Annotated in this window: 3 protein-coding genes; 1 reads left to right on the top strand and 2 read right to left on the bottom strand. The window is 68.3% G+C overall.

Annotated elements, in window-relative coordinates:
• Nucleotides 1-23: 23 nt before the first annotated feature.
• Nucleotides 24-1,253: an argininosuccinate synthase gene (locus K9U41_RS22365; protein WP_282643042.1), complete on the bottom strand. Its 1,230-nt coding sequence runs from the start codon at nt 1,251-1,253 to the stop codon at nt 24-26.
• A 45-nt stretch (nt 1,254-1,298) separates the two neighbouring features.
• Entirely contained in the window at nt 1,299-1,847 is a 549-nt protein-coding gene (locus K9U41_RS22360; RefSeq protein WP_432715847.1) for a phosphatase PAP2 family protein, read from the bottom strand.
• A 346-nt stretch (nt 1,848-2,193) separates the two neighbouring features.
• Between K9U41_RS22360 and K9U41_RS22355 the strand changes: the two genes are divergently transcribed.
• Nucleotides 2,194-2,808, top strand: coding sequence for a 2-hydroxychromene-2-carboxylate isomerase (locus K9U41_RS22355; protein WP_282643041.1), 615 nt, complete (start codon nt 2,194-2,196; stop codon nt 2,806-2,808).
• Nucleotides 2,809-3,044: the final 236 nt, after the last annotated feature.

Genomic DNA, 3,044 nt, shown 5'->3' with positions numbered 1-3,044 from the left:
GGTTGGGGGTGAGGGGGCCGCGCCTACTCCGAGATCCTGCGCGCCCGGCTGCCGAGGGTGCGCAGGCGCAAGGCGTTGAGCTTGATGAAGCCCGCCGCGTCGCGGTGGTCGTAGGCGACCGCGCCTTCCTCGAAGGTGACCAGCTCCTGATTGTAGAGCGAATAGGGGCTCTTGCGGCCGATGACCGTGGCGTTGCCCTTGTAGAGCTTCACCGTCACCTCGCCGGTCACATAGGCCTGGGAATGGTCGATGGCGGCCTGCAGCATCTCCCGCTCGGGGGAGAACCAGAAGCCGTTGTAGATCAGCTCCGCATAGCGGGGCATCAGCTCGTCTTTCAGGTGCGCCGCGCCGCGATCGAGCGTGATGCTCTCGATGCCGCGATGGGCGACGAGCAAAATGGTGCCGCCGGGGGTCTCGTAGATGCCGCGGGACTTCATGCCCACGAAGCGGTTTTCAACGAGGTCGAGGCGGCCGATGCCGTTGGCCTTGCCCAGTTCGTTGAGCCTGGTGAGCAGGCTCGCGGGGGACAGGGCCTCGCCGTTGATGGCCACCGCGTCGCCCTTGTCGAAGGCGATGGTGATGAGGGTGTGCTCGTCCGGGGCCTCTTCCGGGGAGATGGTGCGCTGGTAGACATAGTCCGGCGCGTCGTCGGCCGGGTCTTCCAGCACCTTGCCCTCGGAGGAGGAGTGCAGAAGGTTCGCGTCCACCGAGAACGGGGCCTCGCCGCGCTTGTCCTTGGCGATGGGGATCTGGTGGGCTTCCGCGAACTCCAGCAGGCGGGTGCGGGAGGTGAGGTCCCACTCGCGCCAGGGGGCGATCACGGTGATGTCCGGCTCGAGGGCATAATAGGCCAGCTCGAAGCGCACCTGGTCGTTGCCCTTGCCGGTGGCGCCGTGGGACACGGCGTCGGCGCCCATCTTGCGGGCGATCTCGATCTGCTTCTTGGCGATCAGCGGCCGGGCGATGGAGGTGCCCAAAAGGTACAGCCCCTCATAGACCGCATTGGCGCGGAACATGGGGAAGACGTACTCGGCGACGAATTCCTCGCGCACGTCCTCGATGAAGATGTTCTCGTCCTTGATGCCGAGCAGCTGCGCCTTCTTGCGCGCCGGCTCCAGCTCCTCGCCCTGCCCGAGATCGGCGGTGAAGGTGATCACCTCGCAATTGTAGGTGGTCTGGAGCCATTTCAGGATCACGGAGGTGTCGAGGCCACCGGAATAGGCCAGCACCACCTTCTTCACGTCACGCGCCATCAGGTCTCTCGGGTGTTTTGCAGGGATAGGAAAGGGCGGCGCGGACTATAGGCCCGTGCGAGGCGGAGGCAAGGGCCGGTGCCGGACCCGGCGCCCAACCCCCCGCCAAGTGCGCTGGATGAGGGTGCGCAGCTTCAGCCCGGCCCGGCCGATGGCCAGCTCCACCGCGGCATCGCTCGGGGCGCGCTTGCGGTCGTAGAGGACATAGCGCGTCAGCACCACGAGCACGATCACCAGCACGCCCGAGAACACCACGTCGGTGAAGAAGTGGCCGCCGAAGGCGATGCGCAACCCCCCCGCCACGCTGGCGAAGGCCACCGCCGCCACCATGGCCACCGCCCCGGCCGGGCCGGGCACGAGGCTGGCGGGGGCGGTCATCCAGAACCCGAGCGCGCCCTCGCCGGAGACGAAGGAGCAGTTGCCGGGGCAGGTGCCGTCGGTCTGGTACCAGGACTTGAAGGCATCGCGGCCGCCGAACGTGTCCACGTGCACCGGCCGGGGCCGTCCCCATTCCTGCTTCAGGATGCCGTTGACCAGCAGGCCCGGCCCCACCGCCATGGTGAAGGCGAGCAGCACGGCGGCCCGCGCCGGCATGAACATCTTGCGGCGCGGGAACAGCAGTTTCAGCACGATGGCGGCGAAGGCCGGTGCGGCGATGGCCCAGGGGATCCAGTTAGCGAGATTGCGCACGGTCTGCGCCCAGGGCGCGCCGGCGAGGACGAAATGGCGCCCGGCCGCATCCCAGAACAGGCTGGCGATGGCCATGTCCCAGTCCGGGAAGACGGTGAACAGGATCGCCACCGCGGCGCCGATCACCAGCGCGAAGAACAGCACCCACTTCAAGGCGTCACCCGACCCCCGGTCCCTTTGATCCAACCGCTTGCGGAAAGGCCGTGCCCCGCCGCACATTGACGCAGCGATGTACAGGCAGGACGCGCCCATGGCCAGCGGCACCCTCGACTTCTATTACGAGTTCGCCTCGCCCTACTCCTATCTGGCCGCGACCCGCATCACGGCCCTGGCCGAGCTGGCGGATGTGCAGGTGGTATGGAAGCCGTTCCTGCTCGGCCCCATCTTCGCCGCCCAGGGCTATGAGTCCTCGCCCTTCAACGTCTACCCGCTGAAGGGCGCGCATATGTGGCGGGACCTGGAGCGCCTCGCCGCGCTCGCGCGCCTGCCGCCGGTGACCAGGCCGGACCCGTTCCCGGCCAACGGGCTCCTGGCGGCGCGCCTTGCGGTCTATCTCAACGACGCGTGCCGGCCCTCCTTCACCCGGGCGGTGTTCTACGCCGAGTTCGCCCAGGGCCGCGACATTTCCGACCGTGAGACCCTGCGCCAGCTTCTGGCCGGCCTCGGCCATTTCTACGGCGACGTCATCGCCGAGGCGGAGGAGCAGGAGAACAAGGACCGCCTGCGCCACCAGACCGAGGAGGCCAGGCAGCGCGGCATCTTCGGCGCCCCCAGCTTCGTGACGGCGGACCGGGAGCTGTTCTGGGGCAACGACCGGCTGGAGATGGCCCTGGACCATGCCCGCAGCCTCGCCCGGGTGGGGTAAGAGGGCATGAGGCTGGCTCCTATCCGGCCGATGGGGAGCTGAGCCGGGCGCCGTGCCCCCTCCCCAACCCTCCCCCGCAAGCGGGAGAGGGGGGTGCGTTGCTCTGGAGAAGGGCCACGCTCGTCATTCTTGAGCACCGGTGAACCCTCTCCCGCACCGAAGCCGGATATTTCCGGCTTCGGTGCCTGGGAACCGAACTCGGCAAGAGCCGAGTTCGGGCGGGGGAGGGCAGGGAG

Source organism: Xanthobacter autotrophicus, from assembly GCF_029991245.1.
Taxonomy (GTDB): domain Bacteria; phylum Pseudomonadota; class Alphaproteobacteria; order Rhizobiales; family Xanthobacteraceae; genus Xanthobacter; species Xanthobacter autotrophicus_C.
This window is presented reverse-complemented; position numbering and strand designations above follow the sequence as displayed.

Excerpts from the sequence above, each read along its gene's own strand:
- K9U41_RS22360 (WP_432715847.1), bottom strand. The coding sequence starts at position 1,847 with ATGCCGGCGCGGGCCGCCGTGCTGCTCGCCTTCACCATGGCGGTGGGG.
- K9U41_RS22355 (WP_282643041.1), top strand. The coding sequence starts at position 2,194 with ATGGCCAGCGGCACCCTCGACTTCTATTACGAGTTCGCCTCGCCCTAC.
- K9U41_RS22365 (WP_282643042.1), bottom strand. The coding sequence starts at position 1,253 with ATGGCGCGTGACGTGAAGAAGGTGGTGCTGGCCTATTCCGGTGGCCTC.